17 protein-coding genes are annotated in these 19,279 nt (G+C 74.5%); 12 read left to right on the top strand and 5 right to left on the bottom strand.

Translation table 11 applies throughout. From position 1 onward, the window contains the following. Positions 1 to 165: 165 nt before the first annotated feature. The 4 genes from ABZ459_RS29465 to ABZ459_RS29450 are packed head-to-tail and all read left to right on the top strand — an operon-like array spanning position 166 to position 3,699. Positions 166 to 1,080 carry an ATP-binding cassette domain-containing protein gene (locus ABZ459_RS29465; protein WP_357976911.1) on the top strand — a complete coding sequence of 305 codons (915 nt, stop codon included), beginning with the start codon at positions 166 to 168 and terminating at the stop codon, positions 1,078 to 1,080. Beyond that, a complete protein-coding gene (locus ABZ459_RS29460) occupies positions 1,077 to 1,871 on the top strand; it encodes an ABC transporter permease subunit (protein WP_357976908.1) in 795 nt (264 codons plus the stop codon). Before ABZ459_RS29465 ends, ABZ459_RS29460 begins: the two co-directional genes overlap by 4 nt. 11 nt (positions 1,872 to 1,882) lie before the next feature. After that, positions 1,883 to 3,064 carry a histidine kinase gene (locus ABZ459_RS29455; protein ID WP_357976905.1) on the top strand — a complete coding sequence of 394 codons (1,182 nt, stop codon included), beginning with the start codon at positions 1,883 to 1,885 and terminating at the stop codon, positions 3,062 to 3,064. After that, complete coding sequence (locus tag ABZ459_RS29450) at positions 3,055 to 3,699, top strand: response regulator transcription factor (RefSeq protein ID WP_357976902.1); 645 nt, start codon at positions 3,055 to 3,057, stop codon at positions 3,697 to 3,699. Before ABZ459_RS29455 ends, ABZ459_RS29450 begins: the two co-directional genes overlap by 10 nt. Before the next feature lie 20 nt (positions 3,700 to 3,719). On the opposite strand, the gene ABZ459_RS29445 is transcribed toward ABZ459_RS29450, so the two are convergent. Next, positions 3,720 to 4,547 (bottom strand): metallophosphoesterase, encoded by an 828-nt coding sequence (locus ABZ459_RS29445; protein WP_357977104.1) that lies wholly within the window; start codon positions 4,545 to 4,547, stop codon positions 3,720 to 3,722. Between the two features lie 127 nt (positions 4,548 to 4,674). Between ABZ459_RS29445 and ABZ459_RS29440 the strand changes: the two genes are divergently transcribed. Continuing rightward, entirely contained in the window at positions 4,675 to 5,511 is an 837-nt protein-coding gene (locus ABZ459_RS29440) for an aldo/keto reductase (RefSeq protein WP_357976899.1), read from the top strand. Between the two features lie 20 nt (positions 5,512 to 5,531). Here the strand turns inward: ABZ459_RS29440 and ABZ459_RS29435 are convergent, their stop codons facing one another. Then, a complete protein-coding gene (locus ABZ459_RS29435) occupies positions 5,532 to 6,881 on the bottom strand; it encodes an amidohydrolase family protein (RefSeq protein ID WP_357976896.1) in 1,350 nt (449 codons plus the stop codon). A gap of 185 nt (positions 6,882 to 7,066) precedes the next feature. On the opposite strand from ABZ459_RS29435, the gene ABZ459_RS29430 reads away from it, so the two are divergent. From ABZ459_RS29430 to ABZ459_RS29410, 5 genes are read left to right on the top strand one after another with little or no spacing between them, the layout of a single operon-like run. Continuing rightward, on the top strand, positions 7,067 to 7,816 hold the full coding sequence (locus ABZ459_RS29430; RefSeq protein ID WP_357976893.1) for an ABC transporter ATP-binding protein: 750 nt from the start codon (positions 7,067 to 7,069) through the stop codon (positions 7,814 to 7,816). Next, positions 7,816 to 9,534 (top strand): ATP-binding cassette domain-containing protein, encoded by a 1,719-nt coding sequence (locus tag ABZ459_RS29425; RefSeq protein WP_357976890.1) that lies wholly within the window; start codon positions 7,816 to 7,818, stop codon positions 9,532 to 9,534. The genes ABZ459_RS29430 and ABZ459_RS29425 overlap by 1 nt, the downstream gene beginning before the upstream one ends. Then, the gene (locus ABZ459_RS29420) at positions 9,531 to 10,682 is read left to right on the top strand and encodes an ABC transporter substrate-binding protein (RefSeq protein ID WP_357976886.1); all 1,152 of its coding nucleotides are present in this window, start codon (positions 9,531 to 9,533) and stop codon (positions 10,680 to 10,682) included. Before ABZ459_RS29425 ends, ABZ459_RS29420 begins: the two co-directional genes overlap by 4 nt. Beyond that, entirely contained in the window at positions 10,682 to 11,554 is an 873-nt protein-coding gene (locus ABZ459_RS29415) for a branched-chain amino acid ABC transporter permease (protein WP_357707625.1), read from the top strand. Before ABZ459_RS29420 ends, ABZ459_RS29415 begins: the two co-directional genes overlap by 1 nt. Further along, positions 11,551 to 12,510: an aldo/keto reductase gene (locus ABZ459_RS29410; protein ID WP_357976883.1), complete on the top strand. Its 960-nt coding sequence runs from the start codon at positions 11,551 to 11,553 to the stop codon at positions 12,508 to 12,510. Before ABZ459_RS29415 ends, ABZ459_RS29410 begins: the two co-directional genes overlap by 4 nt. 38 nt (positions 12,511 to 12,548) lie before the next feature. Here the strand turns inward: ABZ459_RS29410 and ABZ459_RS29405 are convergent, their stop codons facing one another. Together ABZ459_RS29405 and ABZ459_RS29400 are read right to left on the bottom strand one after the other, a co-directional pair. Further along, positions 12,549 to 13,742 carry a S8 family serine peptidase gene (locus tag ABZ459_RS29405; protein WP_357976881.1) on the bottom strand — a complete coding sequence of 398 codons (1,194 nt, stop codon included), beginning with the start codon at positions 13,740 to 13,742 and terminating at the stop codon, positions 12,549 to 12,551. Positions 13,743 to 13,779: 37 nt separating this feature from the next. Next, entirely contained in the window at positions 13,780 to 14,976 is a 1,197-nt protein-coding gene (locus ABZ459_RS29400; protein ID WP_357976879.1) for an MFS transporter, read from the bottom strand. A 67-nt stretch (positions 14,977 to 15,043) separates the two neighbouring features. Here ABZ459_RS29400 and ABZ459_RS29395 point away from each other — a divergent pair, with 67 nt between their 5' ends. Both ABZ459_RS29395 and ABZ459_RS29390 read left to right on the top strand, forming a co-directional pair. Further along, a complete protein-coding gene (locus ABZ459_RS29395) occupies positions 15,044 to 16,000 on the top strand; it encodes a LysR substrate-binding domain-containing protein (protein WP_357976876.1) in 957 nt (318 codons plus the stop codon). Between the two features lie 66 nt (positions 16,001 to 16,066). Further along, the gene (locus ABZ459_RS29390) at positions 16,067 to 17,683 is read left to right on the top strand and encodes a benzoate-CoA ligase family protein (RefSeq protein WP_357976873.1); all 1,617 of its coding nucleotides are present in this window, start codon (positions 16,067 to 16,069) and stop codon (positions 17,681 to 17,683) included. 13 nt (positions 17,684 to 17,696) lie between these two features. On the opposite strand, the gene ABZ459_RS29385 is transcribed toward ABZ459_RS29390, so the two are convergent. Then, the gene (locus tag ABZ459_RS29385) at positions 17,697 to 19,208 is read right to left on the bottom strand and encodes an acyl-CoA synthetase (protein ID WP_357976870.1); all 1,512 of its coding nucleotides are present in this window, start codon (positions 19,206 to 19,208) and stop codon (positions 17,697 to 17,699) included. Between the last annotated feature and the right edge of the window lie 71 nt (positions 19,209 to 19,279).

The raw sequence follows: 19,279 nt of genomic DNA, 5'->3' as shown, positions 1-19,279 counted from the left end.
CCGTAGTGAGCCGCACGTCAACGCGGGGCAACGGCACCGTCTTGTTTGGGCGCGGCCGCCCCGCCCGGCCGGCGCCGCGACCTGCTCTGTTCCGGTTTTCCGCCATCGAGGTCGGTGGCCGGGCCCCATGGTGGCCCGCCTCCCGGCTGCCTAGCGTTGACCCTCGTGATCAGTCTGAAGGGTTTGACCAAGCGGTACGGCGACCGGACGGCGGTGGACGACCTGTCGCTGGAGCTGAGACCCGGCGCGGTGACCGGGTTCCTCGGGCCCAACGGCGCCGGGAAGTCCACCACGATGCGGCTCGTCCTCGGGCTCGACCGGCCCTCGGCGGGCACGGCGCTCGTCGGCGGCGTGCCGTACCACCGGATCAGGAACCCGCTGCGGACGGTCGGCGCGCTGCTCGACGCGCGGGCGCTGCACCCCGGGCGCAGCGGGCGGGCGCACCTGACCGCGCTGGCCCGCAGCAACGGCATCCCCGTGCGGCGGGTGGCCGAGGTGCTGGAGAGCGTCGGCATGGCCGGCGCGGCGAACCGCCGGGCCGGGGCGCTCTCGCTCGGCATGAGCCAGCGGCTCGGCATCGCCGCCGCGCTGCTCGGCGACCCGCAGGTGCTGCTGTTCGACGAGCCCGTCAACGGGCTCGACCCCGACGGCGTGCGGTGGGTGCGCCGGCTCATGCGGTCGCTGGCCGCCGAGGGCCGCACGGTGTTCGTCTCCAGCCATCTGATGAGCGAGATGCAGCTCACGGCCGACCACCTGGTGGTGATCGGCAAGGGCCGGCTGATCGCCGACGCGCCCCTGGCCGAGGTCATCGGGCGCAGCTCGCTGACGGCCGTGCTGGCCCGCACCCCGTACGCAGGGGAGCTGGCCGGACGCCTGCGTGCCGCCGGGATCGCCGCCGAGCGCGTCGCCGAGAACGAGGTCGTCGCCACCGGCGCGCCCGTCGAGCGGGTGGGCGACCTGGCCTACGAGGCCGGGATCAGGCTGCACGGGCTGCGCACCCGGGAGGCGTCCCTGGAGCAGGCCTATCAGGAGCTGACGGAGAGCAGCGTGGAGTACGGGACGACGGAGGCGGGCGCGTGACGGCGGCGTTGTGGCAGGCGGCACGGGCCGAGTGGGGCAAGTTGTGGTCGGTCCGGTCCACGTGGTGGTGCCTGGCCGGCGCGGCGGCGCTCATGGTGCTGACCGCCGTGGCCCTGGCCGCGGCGGCGGCCACCGACGCGGTGCGCGAGCGGGTGCCCGGCGTGCGGGTGACGGCGAGCGAGTCCGTGGTGTCGGCCACGTCGTTCGTGCAGTTCGCGCTCGTCGCCCTGGCCATGCTGGCGATCACGTCGGAGTACTCCTCGGGCGGCATCAGGGTCACGCTGCAGGCCACGCCGGTGCGCGGGCTCGTGCTGGCCGCCAAGGCGCTGGTGCTGGCGCCGGTGATGTTCGCCGCCGGGGTGCTGTCGGGGGCGCTGGCGACGGCGGCGGTCTACGTGGTGCTGCAGGCCGACGCGTTCGGGGGGCTCGTCGTGCTGCCGTTCGGGGCGGCCGTGCGGGACGTCGCGGGCGCGGGCGCGTTCTTCGCCCTGGTGGCGGTGATGACGCTGGGCGCCGGGGCCGCGATGCGCAGCGCGGCGGGCACGCTGACCGTGGTGTTCATGCTGCTCCTGGGCCTGCCCCTGGTGCTGCTGATGACCGGGAGCCAGGCGGCGCTGGACGCCTCGCTGCGCATGCCGACGTTCGCCGGGCTGGCGTTCATGGACAGCGTGGACAACCTGACCGGCGGGCCCATCCCGTACTCGGCGGGGGAGGGCCTGGCCTGGCTGCTGGCCTGGGCGGCGGCGGCGCTGGCGGCGGGCTACGCCGTGCTGCGCCGCCGCGACGCCTAGACTTCGGGCCCGTGTCAGACAACTTCGGGCCCATGCCGGACAACCGGGAGAACACCGGCAGGCGGGCGGTGAAGGCGCTGGCCGGGGTGCTGGCGGGCATGGCGCTCGGCGCGGTCGAGCTGGCCTTCCTCTGCGTGGCCTGGCCCGCCGCCCTGGTCCCGGCCGCGCGCCCCCTGGCCCGGCGCGGCGCGGCGCGGCTCCTGGCGCTCGAACGCGCCCGGCTGACCCGGTGGTTCGGCCACCCCGCCCCCACCCGCGACGGCGGCTACGCCTACCTCGCCGCCCGCGCCGCCCTGGGCGTGCTCGGCGGGTACGCCTGCGCCACCGCCCTGTTCGTCGGCGGCCTGCTGCTGGGCGGCGGGGCGTGGGACCTGATCACCGGCGGCTCGGACCCCGTCCCCGTCGAGCTGCCGGGCGTCAGGCTCGTCACCACCGGCGGCATGCTCGGCCTGACCGGCGGCGTGGCCCTGCTGACGGTGACCGCGCTGCTCGCCCTGGCCGCCGGCGTGCTCGAACGCCGCCTGGCCGCCCACTTCCTCGGCCCCGGCGGCCGGGAGCTCATGCGCCGCCGCATCGCCGAGCTGACCGCGAGCCGCTCGGGCATCGTCCGGGCCGTGGACGACGAGCGCCGCCGGATCGAACGCGACCTGCACGACGGCGTCCAGCAGCGCGGCGTGGCCCTGGCCATGCTGCTCGGCCGGGCCCGGCACGGCCACGAACGGACCGCCGAGCTGGTCGACCAGGCCTACGCCGAGTCCCGCCGCCTCCTGGACGAGCTGCGCAGCGTCGCCTGGCGCATCTACCCCACCGCCCTGGACGAGCTGGGGCTCAAGGTCGCGCTGGCCGGCGTCGCCGACCGCGCAGCCGTGCCGGTCACCGTCCACTACGGGCTGTCGGCCCGGCCCGCCACGGAGATCGAGACCGCCCTGTACTTCGTGACCAGGGAGGCGATCACCAACGCGGTCAAGCACGCCCGCGCCCATGACATCCTGGTCGTGGTGGGCGAGGACGAACGGACGGTGAGCGTGGCGATCTCCGACGACGGCGGGGGCGGCGCCGACCCCGCGGGCGGCGGCCTGTCCGGGCTGGCCCGCCGGGTCCTGGCGCTCGACGGCGCGTTCACCGTGGACAGCCCGCGCGGCGGGCCCACGAAGATCGTCGCCACGCTGCCCAAGGAGCCGCCGTGCGGCTGATCCTGGCCGACGACTCCGTGCTGCTACGCGAGGGGCTGACCCGGCTGCTCGCCGAGGCCGGGCACGAGGTCGTCGCGGCCGTGGGCGACGCGCCCGCGCTGCTGGCCGCCGTCGCCGACCACCGGCCCGACGTGGCGGTGATCGACGTGCGCATGCCGCCCGGCCACAAGGACGAGGGGCTGCGGGCGGCCCTGGAGATCCGCGCGCGCTGGCCCGAGGTGGGCGTGCTCGTCCTGTCCCAGTACGTCGAGCCCCACTACGCCGCCACCCTGCTGGCCGGGCCCGCCGAAGGGCTCGGCTACCTGCTGAAGGACCGGGTCTCGGAGGTGGCCGACTTCCTCGACTCGCTCGACCGCGTACGCGCCGGCGGCACGGCCTTCGACCCCGAGGTCGTGCGGCGGCTGCTGGCCCGCACCAGCCACGCCGACCCGCTGAGCCGGCTCAGCCCGCGCGAGTCCGAGGTGCTGGCCCACCTGGCCCAGGGGCTGGTCAACGCGGCCATCGCCGAGCGCCTGCACGTCTCGGCGTCCACCGTGGAGAAGCACGTCAACGCCATCATGGACAAGCTCGACCTGCCGCGCGACACCGGCTACAGCAGGCGGGTGCTGGCGATCCTGCGCTACCTGGAGGGCTGACCCGCAGACCGGACCGGCCGTCACACGTCGATCACGCGGGGCAGCGCCGGCGGGTTCGGCCGCGGCCGCCACTCGCGGGGATAGCCGAGCGAGACCTCCATGAACGGCACGCCGTCGTGGTGGGTCAGGCGCGGGATGTGCAGGTGGCCGTACACGACGGCGGCGGCGTCGTAGTCGAGGTGCCAGCGGGCGGTGCGCTCGGTGCCGCACCACTGCGCGAACTCCGGATGGGTGAGCACCCACGTCGGCTCGCGGACCAGCGGATAGTGGTTGACCAGCACGGTCGGCAGCCCCGGCGGCCGGGCGGCCAGCCGCGCCTCGGTGAACTCGACCCTGGCCGCGCACCAGGCGTCCCTGCCGGGGTGGGGGTCGGGGTGGAGCATGACCTCGTCGGTGCAGACGATCCCCGCGTCGTAGGCCGTGCGCAGGGCCTCCTCCTTGGTCGTCGCGCCCTCCGGCCGCCAGGTGTAGTCGTACAGGACGAACAGCGGCGCCACCGTGACCGGGCCGCGCGCCCCCTCCCACACCGGGTACGGGTCCTCCGGCGTGAGCACGCCGAGATCGCGGCAGAGCTCCACCAGGTACCGGTAGCGCTCCTCGCCGCGCAGCCGCACCGGGTCGCGGGCCGGCGTCCACAGCTCGTGGTTGCCGGGCGCCCAGACCACCCTCGCGAACCGGTCGGCCAGCAGCTGCAGCGCCCAGGCGATGTCCGTCGTCAGCTCGCCGACGTCGCCCGCGACGAGCAGCCAGTCGCCGTCCGACCCGGGGCGCAGCTCCTCCACGAGCTTGCGGTTGTCGGGATGGTGCACGTGCAGGTCGCTGACGGCGAGCAGGCGGGGAGCGGTGATCACGTCTCGGATCGTACGCCGCCCGCGCCGCGACGTGGTGCGGGGCCGGCCGCCGGGCCGGCCGCCGGGTTGGTCATCACGGCGGCGGGTAGGTACGTCACCTGCCCGCACCCGGAAGAGGACCGCCATGACGACCGCGCCGACCCTCGTGCTCTCCGACGGCCGCTCCATGCCGTGCCTGGGCCTCGGCACCTGGCCGATGGACGACCGCCAGGCCCACCAGGCCGTCGGCCACGCGCTCTCGCTCGGCTACCGGCTGATCGACACCGCCGCCAGCTACGGCAACGAGCGCGGCGTGGGCGCGGCGGTCGCCGAGTCGGGCGTGCCGCGCGAGGAGCTGTTCGTCACCACGAAGCTGCGCGGCGCCCAGCACGGCTACAACCTGGCGCTGCGCGGGTTCGAGGAGAGCCGGTCCCGCCTCGGCCTCGACTACGTCGACCTCTACCTCATCCACTGGCCGCTGCCCGGCCACGGCCTGTTCGTCGACACCTGGAAGGCGTTCGTCCGGCTGCGCGAGGAGGGGCTGGCCCGCTCGATCGGCGTCTCCAACTTCACCCCGGAGCAGATCGAGCGGGTGGTCGACGCGAGCGGCGTGTGGCCCGCGGTCAACCAGGTCGAGCTGCACCCCGGCTTCCCCCAGCCGGGCCTGCTCGCCTGGCTCACCGGGCACGGCGTGACGACCGAGTCGTGGAGCCCGCTCGGCGCCGGCGGCAAGCTGCTCGACGACCCGGCCGTCACCGAGGTCGCCGCCGCGCACGACCGCACCCCCGCGCAGGTCGTGCTCCGCTGGCACGTGCAGCTCGGCGCCGTGCCGATCCCCAAGTCGGCCGACCCGGGGCGGATGCGCCACAACCTGGAGGTCTTCGACTTCGAGCTGTCGCCCGAGGAGATGGCGCGGATCTCGGCCCTGGGCGGCGGCGGCAGCCGCCTCGGCGGCGATCCCGACCACCACGTGGAGCTGTAGGCCCCGGCGGGCGGCCCCCGTCAGCGTTCGTAGACGATCCTGCCGTCCACCATCGTCATCGCGACCGGCACCTCGGGCAGGTCGGCCGGGTGCGCGTCCAGCAGGCTGTCGTCGAGCACGCACAGGTCGGCGACCTTGCCCGGCTCCAGCGAGCCCTTCCACGACTCCGCGCCCTCCTGCCAGGCCGGGGTGATCGTGTAGGCGCGCAGCGCCTGGTCCAGCGCGAGCCGCTGGTCGCGCGCGCCCTCCACGGCCCACCGGGTGGCGGCCGCGGCCACGCCGTGCCGCCAGTCGGGGGTGAGCATGGGGGCGTCGGAGCTGAGGCTGAGCCGTACGCCGGCGGCCAGCGCGTCCCGCACCGGCCAGGCGTGCCCGAGCGCGGCCTGGCCCAGGGCGTCGCGCAGCATGGGGGAGGCGGCGGCGGCGATGCCCGGCTGGGTGGTCAGGCCGATGCCGGCCGCGGCCATCGTCTTGAGTGTGTCCGGATGCAGGACGTCGCCGTGGACGAGGTAGTGGCGCCGCCCCGGGGCCCCGGCCAGGGCGCGGGTGACCGTCCTGGTCGCGCGGCTGCCGGTGGCGTGCACCGCGACCTGGTGCCCGGCCGCGGCGGCGGTCTTGATCATGGTCGTCAGAGCGGTCTCGCGTTCGTCCTCGGAGCCGCCCTCGACCAGCGGGGCGCCGTGCGTGCCGTCCTCGTACGGCTCGTCGCTCCAGGCCGTGCGCATCGGCGGGATGCCGTCGGCGAAGATCTTCACCCCGGCCACCCTGAACCAGCCAGGCACCTCGGCGGGCGGCGTCAGGTCGCGCAGCCCGGCGACCAGGTCGGGCAGTGAGCTGCGCCCGTCCACCTCGGCGAACAGCAGCAACGCGCTCACCCGCGCCTTCAGCTCGCCCCGCGCGGCCATCCCGGCGTACTCGCGCAGGACCTCGATGCCGAAGCGCCCGCCGCCGTCGTGCTCGCAGGGGCCGAGACCGGGCTCGGTGTAGCTCGTGATGCCCAGGGAGGCCAGCAGGTCGCCGGCGCGCAGGATCGCCGCCCGCCGCTCCTCCTGCTTGCCCAGCCGGGAGTCGGGGACGAGGTCGCCGGTGCCGGTCAGGCGGTCCAGCAGCAGGTCGGGCCAGCGCAGGCCGAGCCACGCGCCGTGCAGGTGGCTGTCGTTGATGCCGGGCAGCACCGATCTGCCGCGCAGGCGCACGACCCGCGTACCCGGGCCGACCATGGCCTGGACCTGCAGTGGAGTGCCGACCCTGACGATGCGTCCGTCCTTGATCGCGATGCCGGACGCGAGATGGCCGGCCGGGTTCATCGTGTGGACGACGCCGCCGGTCATGACCAGATCCGCCGACCTGTTGTCAGCCGCAGATTTCATATCCGCTCCGCTCTGGACACTCTCATTTCCATCCGCATAACGTACATGGAATCAGATACGATTTCGTGCCGGGAGGTGACGATGCCTCTACCCTTCGAGGCACGGCGCATCATCGATCGGGCCCCTCGCGGACCGGCGCACGCGCCGCCGGCCGCCGCGGCCGACGACCGCCGCCGGAGCCGCTGATGGGCGCTCCCGCTGACGACGTCCTCGACGTACGGGGCCTCAGCGTCTCCAGGGGAGAGGTGCCCGTCGTGCACGAGGTGAGCCTCGGCGTCGCGCCCGGCACGGTCACCGTGCTGCTCGGCGCGAACGGCGCGGGCAAGACCACCCTGCTCGACGGCATCGCGGGCCTGGCCCCCGCCGCCGCAGGCACGGTCACCCTCGCCGGCGCGCCGCTGACCGGTCTGCCCACCTACCGCCGCGCCCAGGCCGGACTCGGGTACGCCGAGCAGGCCCGCACGGTCTTCCGCACGCTCACGCTGGAGCAGAACCTGCTGGTCTCCGGCGACGGCGACCCGGCCATGGTCTACGACATCTTCCCCGAGCTGGACCGCAGGCGCACCCTGCCGGCCGCCAACCTGTCCGGCGGCGAGCAGCAGATGCTCGTCATCGGCCGGGCGCTGATCGCCGGGCCCAAGGTCGTCCTCATCGACGAGATGTCGCTCGGGCTCGCGCCGGTCGTGGTCCGCCGTCTGATGGGCTCGGTGCGGGAGCTGGCCGAGCGGGGCATCGGGGTGCTGCTCGTCGAGCAGTTCGCCAACCTGGCGCTGGAGATCGGCGCCCGCGCGTACGTGCTGCGCAAGGGCCGGGTGGTCTTCGAGGGCCCGTGCGAGGAGCTGCGCGGGGCGCAGGACCGGCTGCACGAGTTCTACTTCGGCGCCGTCACCGACGACGGCCTCGCCCGGGCGGCCGGCACGGAAGGCGGGAGCTGATGAACGCGCTGCTGAAAACCTGGGGTCCCGGGCTGGGGCTGGCCGTCGCGGCGTGCGCGGTGCTGCCCTGGGTGCTGCCGCCGTACTGGATCTACCTGGCGATCGCGGCCGTGGTCAGCGGTGTGCTCATGCAGAGCTACGGCGTGATCGTCGGGCGGGCCGGGGTCATGTCGTTGTGCCAGATGTCGTTCGCGGCGATCGGGGCCTGGGTGGTGCTGCGGCTGAACCTGGCCGACGCGCCCGGCGGCTTCCTGCTGTGGCTGGTGCTCGGCGGCCTGGCGGCCGTGCCGGTGGGCGTCGCGATCGGGCTGCCCGCGCTGCGCATCCGGGGCGTCAACCTCGCCGTCGTCACGCTCGGCTTCGCCGTCTCCACCGACATCGTGCTGAACGCCAACCAGTTCCCCGGCACGACGGAGCTGAAGACCCTCGTCCGGCCGGAGCCCTTCTCCTCCGACGCGGCGTACTTCGTGCTGGCCATGGCCGTGTTCGTGCTGATCGCGATCGGCCTGGCGCTGGTCAACCGGACCAGGATCGGGCGGTCCTGGCTGGAGCTGCGGCACTCCGAGCGGGCGGCGGCGGCGCACGGCATCTCCGTGGCGCGCAGCAAGCTCACGGCCTTCGCCATCAGCGCGTTCATCGCCGGCATCGGGGGCGGGCTGATGGCGGGGCAGCTCGGCCTCGTCGTATCCGGAAATTTCGCGATGATGCAGTCGCTGGCGCTGTTCGCGGTCGCCGTGCTCATCGGGCCGCACAACACCGAGGGCGCCGTCCTGGGCGGCATCTTCGGCGCGGTCATGGCCACGGTCCTGGAGAAGCTGCGCCTGCCGCAGGACCTCGGCGGCATCCTGTTCGGCGTCATGGCGATCTTCGCCCTGCGCAGCGGCGTCAGCCAGACCGACTTCACCCGCGCCCGCCGGCGCGAACGGGCCGCGCGCCCCCTGCTGGAGGCCGTGACCGCCGTGCCCGCCGAGGAGCCCGCCCCGGTCCCTCCGGCGGCGGGCGAGGGGAACGTGCTGGAGATCCGCGGGCTGAGCGTGCGGTTCGGCCAGGTCGTCGCCCTGGACGGTGTGGACCTGACCGTGCCCGCCCTCGGCGTCTCCGGCCTGATCGGCCCGAACGGCGCCGGCAAGTCCACGCTGATCTCGGCGGTCACCGGCTTCGCCGCCCGCTACGAGGGCTCGGTCGTGCTCGCCGGGCAGCCCCTCGACCGGCTCAGCCCGAGCGTCAGGGCCCGGCGCGGGCTGCGCCGCACGTTCCAGACCACCGCCATCGCCCCGGAGCTGACGCAGGAGGAGTACCTGGCGATCGTCGCCGGGCGGCGCCTGCCCAGCCAGGAGGCGGAGGAGGTGCTGCGCTTCTTCGGCTGCCCGCCCGGCGAGGTGCCGGTGTCGATCCTCGACGCGGGCACCAGGAGACTGCTCGACGTCGCCGCCGCGATCGCCGCCAGGCCGAAGGTCGCGCTGCTCGACGAGCCGGCCGCCGGCCAGTCCGCCGCCGAGTCGCTGCGGCTCGGCCGCCGCCTGGCCCAGGTCCCGGCCCGCTTCGGCGTGTCGATCCTGCTGGTGGAGCACGACATGGATCTCGTACGAGCCGCCTGCGGCCAGGTCACGGTGCTGGACTTCGGGCACGTGATCGCCTCGGGGCCGACGCTCGACGTGTTGGACGCACCGGCCGTCAGGGCCGCCTACCTCGGCACCGTCTTGGAGGAGACATCGTGAAACGCGTACTCATGGCCCTGCCCGTCCTGGGCCTGCTGACCGCTCTGACGGCCTGCTCCGGCGGCTCGGGCACCGACGGGCCCATCAAGGTCGGCGCCGTCAACGGCGTCACCGGCCTGTTCCAGACCCCCGAGGTGCCGCAGGCGGTCAAGGCCGTCTTCGAGGAGGTCAACAAGGCCGGCGGGATCAACGGCCGCAAGATCGAGCTGATCAGCAAGGACGACGCGATGAACCCGCAGCGCTCCACGGAGGCGGCGCGCGAGCTGATCGACTCCGAGGAGGTCGTCGCGTTCGTCGGCTCCTCCAGCGCCGTGGACTGCGGGCTCAACCGGGCCACCTACAGCAAGGCGCAGATCGTCTCGATCCCGGCCGTGGGCGTGGACCCGGCCTGCTTCACCAGCCCGAACATCGCCCCGGTCAACCCCGGCCCGTTCAAGCTGCTGACCGCGATGCTCTACTACGCCTCCGAGACGCTCAAGCACGACAAGGTGTGCCTGGCCTTCACCGTGCTGCCCGGCAGCGGCGGCGGCATCGACGCGGCCATCAAGGAGTGGAGCGACATCACCGGCAAGACGCTGGCGGTCAAGGACACCTCGGTCGGGCAGGGCGACCCGACGCCGTACCTGGTCAAGCTCAAGAGCGGCGGCTGCCAGGCGGTCGTCTACAACGCCCAGGTCGGGCCGTGGTTCGCCCAGGCCAAGACCCAGGGCATGCAGGACGTCGACTTCATCCTCATGGCCAACGCCTACACCGACGCCAACGCCGCCCTCATCCCGGCCGGCATGAAGGCCCAGGCGGGCACCGAGTGGCAGCCGTACACCGACGAGACGCTGCCGGGCAACGAACGGTGGGCGAAGATCGTCAACGACAACAAGATCCAGAAGACCGCGTTCAGCCAGGGCGGGGTGATGGCGGCTGACGTGTTCGTCCAGGTCCTCAAGACGATCAAGGGGGACATCACCCGGGAGTCGGTGACCAAGGCGTTCAAGTCGATGCAGCCCATCACCTACCCCATGGTCGGCACGCCCTGGGTGTTCGGCCCCGGCCAGACGCACAACCCCATCGAGGGCAGCCGCTTCGTCAAGGCCGAGAACGGCAAGTGGACGGTGCTGCCCGAGGGCTTCATCGTCCCGAAGCGGAACGGCTGATGCTCGACTCCGTGGTCGCGGGCCTGACCAGCGGCGGCGTGTACGCGCTGCTCGGGCTCTGCGTCGTCCTGACCTACCGGCTCGTCGCGGTGGTGAACTTCGCGATGGCGGCCGTGGGCGCCATGGGCGCCTTCGTCATGGTCACCCTCACCGACGCCGGCCTGAACGTCTGGCTCGCGCTCCCGCTCGGGGCGCTGGCCGGCGGGCTGGTCTCGGCGCTGCTCGGCCTCGGCCTGGTGCGCTGGTTCGGCGAGCACGACCTGCGCACGAAGGCGGCCGTCACCGTGGCGGTGTTCGTCGCGCTGATGTCGGTCGGGCTGCGGCTGTTCGGCAACAACACCAGCGGCGCGCGGCGCTTCCCGCAGCCGTTCGACGCGCCCGCCTTCACCGTGGGCGAGGTGGTCGTGCCGCAGGCGGTGCTGGTGTCGCTGTCGTTCGCGGTGCTCATCACGGTCGGCGTGGGGCTGCTGCTCGGGCGCACCCGGGTGGGGCTGCGGCTCCAGGCTCTGTCGGAACGACCGGCCACCGCGCAGGTCGTCGGCATCCCCGCGCCCCGGCTCGCGCTGGCCGTCTGGGTGGCGATCGGCGCGGTCAGCACGCTCGTCATCGTCCTGGTCGCGCCCCGGCTCGGCGGCGACTTCTCCACGCTGGGCAACCTGGTCACGACCGCGCTGGCGGTGGCCATGGTGGGGGCGTTCAGCAGCCTGTGGCTGACGCTGGCGGGCGGGCTGCTGCTGGGCTGCCTGGAGGGGGTGACGGCCTCGCTGGAGGCGGTCCAGCAGTACCGCGGGGTGCTGCCGTTCCTGGTGATGGTGGCGTTGTTGTGGTGGCGCAGCCGCCACCAGGTCTGGGACTCGGAGGCGAACGTATGACGGTCAAGGTCCCCCAGCGCCAGATCGGCGCGCACGGCCCCGAGGCGTCGGTGCTGTCGCTGGGGTCCTGGCACACCTACGACCGGATGGACTTCGGCGCGGCCGTCGCGCTGCTGCGGCACGCCGTGGAGATCGGCGTCAACCTGTTCGACGTGGGCGTCTACGGCCTGCCCGGCCAGCGGCCGGTCTTCACCGACGTGCTCTTCTCGGCCATGGTCAGGGCCGCCGGCCTGGCCCGCGAGGACTACCTGCTGTCGGTCAAGCTCTGGCTCGACGACCACCCCGGGCGTCCGCTGCGCGACCAGCTCGAACGCGCGCTGCTGCGGGCCGGCACCGACCACGCCGACCTGGCCGTGGTCGGCGACGTCCACCGGGACGACCTCGACCTGCGCCGCCTGGCCCGCGAGCTGGCCGCGCTGGAGGCGGAGGGGCTGCTCGGCTGCTGGGGCGTCAACAACTGGTCGGCCACCTCCATCCTGACCATCCGCAACCACGCCCGCGACCTCGGCTCGCCGGGCCCGCAACTGGCCCAGCTCAAGTACAACCCGTGCCGCCGCTCGATCCCGGAAGGGGTGCCGTTCTCCGAGGTGTTCGACGCCGGCGTGTCGCTGCAGGCCAGCGACGTGCTCGAAGGCGGGCTGCTGGCCGGTAAGGAGAGGCCCGCCCGGCCGGTCTTCCCCGACCCCGGCGGCGTGCGCGCGCGGGCCGCGGCGGCCGCCGCCGGGCTGGCCGAGGTGGCGGCCGGGCTGGAGGCGACGCCCGCGCAGGTGTGCGTGGCGTTCTGCCTCACCCATCCGGCGGTGGCCAGCGTGCTGTTCGGCGTCACGAGCACGGCCCAGCTCGCCGACAACGCGGGCGCGCTCGCCCTGCTCGACCGGGTCGGCGCGGCGCGGCTGCGCGAGCTGGCCGCGCCGTTCTGGGCCGACGCCGACACGGTGGACCCCGAAGGTCCCTGACGGTCTCCCGGCCACCCCGGCCGGGAGACCGCGCCGGCTCAGCGGGGCGCCTGGACCAGCCCCGCCCCCAGGTCCTCGACGTCGGCGTCCGGGACGAACACGTCCGTCGCGGCGGTCAGCAGCAACCGGCCGGTGACCGCCGCGGCCCGCGCGCCGTCGCTGCTCGCCCGCAGCTCCTGCCACCACAGCGCCGCCGCCCCGGCCACGTGCGGCGCGGCCATGCTGGTGCCGCTCTTGCTGGTCAGCCCGCCTCCGGTACGGGCCGAGACCACCTCCACGCCCGGCGCGCACACCTGCGGGAAGGTGTTGGAGAACCGCGCGACCGCCAGCCGCCCGGACGGCAGCCGCTGCACCGCGCCCACGGCCATCATGCCCTCGGCGGCCGACGGCAGCTCCGGCCCGACCTCGAAGTCCGGCCGCAGCTCCCGGTGGCTGGCGTTCCCCGTGGCCGCGACGACGATCGTGCCGGCGCCGAACGCCGCCCTGGCCGCGATCATCCGCATCAGCGAGTCGTAGAGCCGCAACGTGGCCCGGTACGACTCCAGCGCGATCGACGTGGCCAGGAACTGCGGCAGCCCGCGCTCCTCGAGCTGGCGCATGGCGGCCGGGAAGTCGATGCCGAGCGACATGGTGATGACGTCGGCGTCGTTCCCGAGCGCCCAGAGCAGGCCCTTGACCGTCTCGGCGGTCGAGCCCTTGCCGTCGTCGCCGAGCACCTTGCCGATCAGCGCCCGTTCGACGCCGGGCGCGACGCCGATGCGCATGCCGTCGACCGGGCGGCCGAAGACGGTGCCGGCGCAGTGGGTGCCGTGGCCGACCTTGTCGCCGCGGCCCGACCCGGTGAAGTCCTCCTCCACCAGCGTCATCCCGGTGAAGGCCGGGTGCGTGGCGTCGATGCCGGTGTCGAGGACGGCGACCACCGTCCCCGCCCCCGTACGGGTGGAGGCGTCGGCGCCCAGCGCCCGCACCCCCCACGTGACCTGCGCGCCCGCCTCCGCCTCCGGCGGCGGCGCCTCGACGTCCTCGGGGGCGCCCGGGACGGTGGTCGGCATCGGCCGGGCGACCGCGGCCACCGACGGGTCCCGCGCGAGGTCGGCCACCTCGCGCTTGCCGAGCCCGGTGACCTCGACGTGCGGCTCGCTCGGCGTCTCGGCCACGGCGGCGCCCCGCTCGAACGGCGCGGCCATGCGGGTCCTGCTCAGATCGCGCAACACGATGAACTGGTCGGCCATCGTCTTCCCCTCCTGGAAGTAGCCCACCCCTGTGATGTCAGGCGTACTCCTGCCGGGGCCGCCTGGCAACAGCCCGCGAGGGCCGGCCCGCGATGAGCACGGCCACGATCGCCAGCAGCAGCCAGGCGGAGGTCAGGACGATCAGCCAGGCCCATCCGGCGTGGCCGTAGACGGCGCTGCCGGCCGTGCCGCCGGCGCCGCTGCCCAGGTAGTAGCACAGGGTGTAGATCCCGGCGGCGCGCCCGCGGGCGGCCGGTGGGGCCTGCGCGGCGACCCACGCGTTGGCCACGGCGTGCGCGGCGAAGAACCCGGCGGTCAGCACGGCGAACCCGGTCACGACCGCGGCCAGTGGGCCGAGCGCGGTCAGTGCCGAGCCGGCGGCCGTCACGGCCAGGGCGGCGACCAGGGCCGCCCGGCGTCCCAGGCGGTCCGCCAGCCGGCCGGCGGCGGCCGAGGAGGCGGTGCCGAGGGCGTAGGAGAGGAAGACCAGGGAGGCCACGGCGGGGGAGAGCGACAGCGGCGGCGCGGACAGGCGGAAGGAGGCGGCGTTGTACAGGGCGACGAACGCGCCGACGCCCAGCGCCCCCACCGTGTACGGCGCCAGCAGGGCCGTCCCGATCCGGCCGCCGTCCCTGGTGTGTGCGGCACGTACGACGGGCGGCGGGGCGGGCAGCGTGCGGGCCGCGTACGCCGAGCAGAGCAGCGACACGCCGGCCACCACCAGCATCGCGCCGCGCCACCCCCACGGCCCGGCGGCGAACCCGGCGCCCAGCCGGCCCAGCATCCCGCCCACCGAGTTCCCGGCGATCATCACGCCCACCGCCCCGGCCAGCCTCGTCGCCCCCACCAGATCGGCCAGGTACGCCGCCCCGACCCCGGCGAACCCGGCGACCGCCACCCCTTGCGCCGCCCGCATCGCCACCAGCACGGGGAACGTCGGCGCCAGCGGCAGCGCCAGCCCGATCAGCGCAGAGGCCAGCACGGACCACACGATCATCCGCCGCCGCCCGACGACCTCCGCCAGCGCGGCCAGCGGCAGCACCGCCACCGCCAGCGCCGCCGTGGCCACGCCGACGGCCAGCGACGCGCCGCCGGGGTCGAGCCGGAAGTCGGTGGCGAGCTGCGGCAGGACGGGCTGCGGCGCGTACAGCAGGGCGAAGGAGGAGACGCCGGCCGCCGCCACGGCGGGGCCGGCCCGCCGGGTGCCGACTTGTCGAGCTTCGATGACCGCCACGCCAGGAAACGCTAAGCAAGGCTAATAAATACGTCCAATGCGGAAATAGGCGATAATTCATGCTGTGGTGGATGAATACGATCTCGTGGACGAGCGGCTGGCCGCCGGGCTGGCTCCCACGCTCGCCCTGCTGGCCGCCGTGGGGGAGACCGGGCACGTCACGCGGGCGGCCGAACTGCTCGGCATGCCGCAGCCCACCGCCAGCCGCCGCCTGGCCGCGCTGGCCGACCTGGTCGGAGCGCCCCTCGTGGTCCCGTACGGGCGGGGCATCCGCCTGACCAGGGCCGGGCGCGTCCTGGCCGCCGCCTCCGGCCGGGCGCTGGCCACCATGGAGTCGGCCGCCCGCGAGGTGCGCGAGGAGATCGACCCCGGCAGCGGCCGGATCGTGCTCGGGTTCCTGCACCTGCTGGGCCGCACGCTCGTCCCCTCGCTCATCCGGGGCTTCCGCGAGCGCCACCCGGGCGTGCGGTTCAGCCTGGCGCAGGGCTCGCGCCAGGACATGCTGCGCGCGCTCGCCGAGGGCGAGATCGACCTGGTGTTCGTCGCGCCCCTGCCCGACGGCGACCCGGGCCTGGCCGGGCACCCGCTCGCCGACCAGGAGCTGGTGCTGTCCGTGCCGCCCGGCCACCGGTTCGCCGGACGCGCCCGGGTGCGCCCCGCCGAGCTGGCCGGGGAGGAGCTGGTGACGCTCGAACACGGCTACGGCGTCCGCCAGATCACCGACGACCTGTGCGCGGCGGCCGGGTTCACGCCCAGGATCGCCTTCGAGGGGCAGGAGTCGGAGACCGTGCGCGGCCTGGTGGCGGCCGGGCTCGGCGTGGCCGTGCTGCCCCGTCTGGCGCCCGCCGAGGGCGTCGTGCAGATCCCGCTGTCGCCCCCGGTGTTCCGGACGATCGGGGCGTGCTGGCCCGCCGGGGCCCGGCTCACGCCCGCCGTGCGCGCCTTCCTGGACCACGTGCGCTCCGGCGCCGCCGACGTCGGCCCGGGGTTGCGGCCCTGCCGACACCCGTCCTCGCAGAAGTAGTTGACGGCTCATCGATTCTGTATGGAGGATTCAGCTGCACACGCCCTCCTGCGGATGGGGACGACCATGCCTGCCGAGTCGTTCAACGCCGGCGTCCATCTCACCGACCGCCTGGTCGAGGCCGGGCACGGCGACCGCGTCGCCGTCACCGGGCCGATGGGCGCCATGACGTACGCCGAGCTCGCCACGCACGTCGCCGAGCTGGCCGGCGGGCTGCGGGTGATGGGCGTACGGCCGGAGGAGCGGGTGCTGCTCGTCCTGCCCGACCGGCCCGAGACGCTGATCACGATCCTGGCCGTGCTGCGGATGGGCGCGGTCGCCGTCCCGGTGCCGGCCCTGTACGACGGGGCCGAGCTGGGCGCGCTGATCCGGGACTCCAGGGCGCGGGTCGTGGTCTCCGCGCCCGAGTTCGAGCCGGCCGTGCAGGAGGCGCTGCTGTCGGCGCCCGAGGTCGTCGCGCTCGTGCTCACCGACGCGAGCCGCCAGGCCCCCGGCCACGTCTCGCGCATCGCCACCGCGACCGGAGCTGGCCCGTCGGCGGCGATCGAGCCCGGCGTGCCGGTCTGCCTGTGGTCGGACGTGCTGGAGGCCGGCCGCGGCGCGACCGGCTGGTACGACACCTGGCCCGACTCTCCCGCGCTGTGGCTCTACACCGCCGGCACCACCGGCGCGCCCAAGGCGGCCATGCACCGCCACGGCGCGCTGCGTGACGTCCACGAGGCGTACGGGCGGCAGGTGCTCGGCGTACGCCCCGAGGACCGGTGCTTCTCTGCGGCCCGGCTGTTCTCCGCCTACGGGCTCGGCAACTCGCTGATCTTCCCGCTCGCCGCGGGCGCGACCACGATCCTCGACCCCGCCGGGCCCACCCCGGGCGGCGTCGTCGAACGCCTGCTGGCCGAGCGCCCGACCCTGTTCTTCGCCGGCCCGTCGTTCTACGCCGCGCTGCTGGCCGCCGAGGCCCCCGAGGACGCCTTCGCGTCGGTACGCCTGGCCGTCTCGGCGGGCGAGGCGCTGCCCGCCGAGCTCCACCGCCGCTTCACCGGCCGCTTCGGCGTGGACGTCATCGACGGCCTGGGCTCCGCCGAGGCGCTGCACATCTTCCTCTCCGGCCGTCCGGGCCAGGCGGGCCCCGCCGGCCGCGGCACCGTGGTGCCCGGCTACGAGGTGCGCCTGCTGGACGACTCCGGCGCGCCCGTCCCCGACGGGCAGCCCGGCCACCTGTACGTGCGCGGCGACTCGATCGCCACCGGCTACTGGTGCCGCACCGCCGGCACCCGCCAGGCGTTCCAGGGCGAGTGGCTGCGCACCGGCGACACCTGCGCCCGCGCCGCCGACGGCTCCTACCGCTTCCTGGGCCGCTCCGACGACCTGATCAGGGCGGGCGGCGCCTGGGTGTCGCCCATGGAGGTCGAGGCCCGGCTGCTGGAGCACCCCTCGGTCGCCGAGTGCGCGGTGGTCGCCCACGCCGGCGCCGACGGGCCGGCCCGGCCGGTCGCCTGCGTGGTGCCCAGGCCGGGCCGCCCGATCGACGCCGGCGAGCTCATCGCGTTCTGCCGCGAGGGCCTGGCCGCCGGCCGGCGCCCGCACGAGGTGCTGGTCCTGGACGAGCTGCCGAGGACGGCGACGGGGACGACCCAGCGCGCGGTGCTCCGGCAACTGGCCGCCGACCTGCTCGGCAAGTGACCGGCGCCGGGGTTCAGAAGGCGTCGCGCAGTTCGCGCTTGAGCACCTTGCCGGAGGCGTTCTTCGGCAGCGCGTCCACGAACACCACGTTCTTGGGCGTCTTGAAGGAGGCCAGCCGCTCGCGCAGGAACGCGTTCAGCTCGGCGGCGGTCAGCCCCGCGCCCTCGCGCAGCACCACGGCGGCCGTCACCGCCTCGATCCACCGCTCGTCCGGGACGCCGAACACGGCCGCCTCGGCGACCGCCGGATGCTGGTAGATGGCCTCCTCCACCTCGCGGCTCGCCACGTTCTCGCCGCCGGACTTGATCATGTCCTTCTTCCGGTCGACCACCGACAGGTAGCCGTCGGCGTCCATGACGCCGAGGTCGCCGCTGTGGAACCAGCCGCCGCGGAACGCCTCGGCGGTCTTGTCGGGGTCGTTCCAGTAGCCGAGCATGGCGTGCGGGCTGCGGTGGACGATCTCGCCGACCACGCCCGGCGCCACCGGCCGGTCCTCGTCGTCGACGATCCTGGTCTCGACGTTGAGCGCGGGCCGCCCCGCCGAGCCCAGCCGGGTCAGCTGCTCCTCGGGGCGCAGGATGGTGGCCAGCGGCGCCATCTCGGTCTGGCCGTAGAAGTTGAACAGGCGCACGTCCGGCAGCCGGGCCGCGATCTCCTTCAGCACCTCGACCGGCATGATCGAGGCGCCGTAGTAGCCCTTGCGCAGCGAGGACAGGTCACGGCGGTCGAAGTCGGGGTGGCGCAGCAGGGCGATCCACACGGTGGGCGGGCAGAACAGCTTGGTCGCGCGCTCGCCCTCGATGGTGGCCAGGATCGAGGCCGGGTCGGCGCCCGGCAGGACGAGGTTGGTGGCGCCCAGGTAGATGCCGGGGGTCAGGAAGCAGTGGAGCTGGGCGCAATGGTAGAGGGGCAGCGCGTGCACCTCGACGTCGTCGGAGCTCATCTCGCCGTCGACGACGCAGCTCACGTACTGGGCCAGCAGGCTCCCGCTGGACAGCGTGGCGCCCTTGGGCCGGGACTCGGTGCCGCTGGTGTACATCAGCTGGATCGGGTCGTCGGCGGCGATCTCCACCTGCGGCTCGGCGTCGTCGCCGCGCCAGGTGGAGAAGGACTCCCAGCCCTCGGCCGCGCCGATCACACCGCGCACCCGCACGGCGGGCCCGGCCGCGGCCTCGGCCACCGGCAGCAGCGCCTCCTCCGCCAGCATCCCCGTCGCGCCGGAGTGCTCCAGGATGTAGGCCACCTCGCGCGGCCCGAGCATGAAGTTGATCGGCACGGAGATCGCGCCCAGCCGGGCCAGCGCGAAGTAGGCCACGACGAACGCGTGGTTGTTATGGCTGAACAGGGCGAACCGGTCGCCCTTGGCCACGCCGCGCGCCGCCAGCGCGTTGGCCGTGCGGTTGACCTCCAGGTCGAGATCGGCGTAGCTCTGGCGGACGTTGCCGTAGATCACGGCGGTCTTGGCGGGGAACCTGGCGGCCGAGCGCCGCAGGAGGTCGCCGATCGTGTGCTGGCGCGTGGTCATGCTGGGCACCCCCATGCCGAATGATGTTCGGCGATCGTACCCGACGAAGGAGGCGCCCGCCGACCCCCGGC

Source organism: Nonomuraea sp. NPDC005692 (genome assembly GCF_040631115.1).
Taxonomy (GTDB): domain Bacteria; phylum Actinomycetota; class Actinomycetes; order Streptosporangiales; family Streptosporangiaceae; genus Nonomuraea.
This window is presented reverse-complemented; position numbering and strand designations above follow the sequence as displayed.

Coding starts and splice junctions, on each gene's coding strand:
- ABZ459_RS29440 (WP_357976899.1), top strand. CDS start 4,675: ATGACGACCGCGCCGACCCTCGTGCTCTCCGACGGCCGCTCCATGCCG.
- ABZ459_RS29435 (WP_357976896.1), bottom strand. CDS start 6,881: ATGAAATCTGCGGCTGACAACAGGTCGGCGGATCTGGTCATGACCGGC.
- ABZ459_RS29430 (WP_357976893.1), top strand. CDS start 7,067: ATGGGCGCTCCCGCTGACGACGTCCTCGACGTACGGGGCCTCAGCGTC.
- ABZ459_RS29425 (WP_357976890.1), top strand. CDS start 7,816: ATGAACGCGCTGCTGAAAACCTGGGGTCCCGGGCTGGGGCTGGCCGTC.
- ABZ459_RS29415 (WP_357707625.1), top strand. CDS start 10,682: ATGCTCGACTCCGTGGTCGCGGGCCTGACCAGCGGCGGCGTGTACGCG.
- ABZ459_RS29410 (WP_357976883.1), top strand. CDS start 11,551: ATGACGGTCAAGGTCCCCCAGCGCCAGATCGGCGCGCACGGCCCCGAG.
- ABZ459_RS29405 (WP_357976881.1), bottom strand. CDS start 13,742: ATGGCCGACCAGTTCATCGTGTTGCGCGATCTGAGCAGGACCCGCATG.
- ABZ459_RS29390 (WP_357976873.1), top strand. CDS start 16,067: ATGCCTGCCGAGTCGTTCAACGCCGGCGTCCATCTCACCGACCGCCTG.
- ABZ459_RS29385 (WP_357976870.1), bottom strand. CDS start 19,208: ATGACCACGCGCCAGCACACGATCGGCGACCTCCTGCGGCGCTCGGCC.